1 protein-coding gene is annotated in these 784 nt (G+C 43.2%); it reads right to left on the bottom strand.

From position 1 onward, the window contains the following. Window positions 1-38: 38 nt before the first annotated feature. Complete coding sequence (locus A3729_RS25460) at window positions 39-695, bottom strand: outer membrane beta-barrel domain-containing protein (protein ID WP_068553288.1); 657 nt, start codon at window positions 693-695, stop codon at window positions 39-41. Between the last annotated feature and the right edge of the window lie 89 nt (window positions 696-784).

The following is a 784-nucleotide window of genomic DNA, read 5'->3' as shown; positions in this document are numbered from 1 at the left end:
AGTAAATACTTTCATTTTTTAAACCCTTCCAAGCATGCCTAGAAGAACAGGGACACACCCATTCCCAGCTCTGAGTTAAAACTGATTTTCTCAGGCCCTACGACATCTATTTCGTAAAAGTGCTCTTTCGCTGTAAAGTGTAAAGAGACAAAATCAGTCAGTAGTAATTGGTACCCCAATCCGACTACCCCCGTTAAACGGGTTTCTCCGGCAAAGTCTGTTGCACCAACAGCTGCAGATACGTAAACGTTATTGTTAAAGGCATAATCTCGGCCAAAATAGCTTTCGCCAGGAAGCTTAAATGCCACCCCAAAGTTATAGTAAAGGTAATCACGGTCATCACTCGATAACACCTCTACAGCACCAAGGGTCTCAAAGCTGCTTTGCCCTGCTTCACTCATCCCGATATGCGTTTCAAACATCAGGTTTCCACTTAAATGAAACGCCAGACGAGTGCCGTAAACCAATGCAGACTCGAAATCTTCAATGTTCATCACGCCGGTAAATACGCCGAGCTCAAAATTCTCTGAGTCGATCATTGCCTCATCAAGCACTACCGGCTTTACATCAGGCTCTATTAATGGGCTATGTTGCTCAGCACAAGCATTCCCCACCACCGCTGACAGGGTTAAAACCATCAACCAAATACATTGTTTGCGCTTCTTCAAAAGAACACGCTTAATCCAATTTTCCATTCTGTCGCTTCTTCGTTGCTTTCACGGTTAGTAAAAATTTTATAGTCCTTCACTTCCATACGAACAAAATAACGGTCGCTCAAGTAATA

The sequence above is a fragment of the Oleiphilus sp. HI0043 genome (assembly GCF_001634935.1).
This window is presented reverse-complemented; position numbering and strand designations above follow the sequence as displayed.

Excerpts from the sequence above, each read along its gene's own strand:
- A3729_RS25460 (WP_068553288.1), bottom strand. The coding sequence starts at position 695 with ATGGAAAATTGGATTAAGCGTGTTCTTTTGAAGAAGCGCAAACAATGT.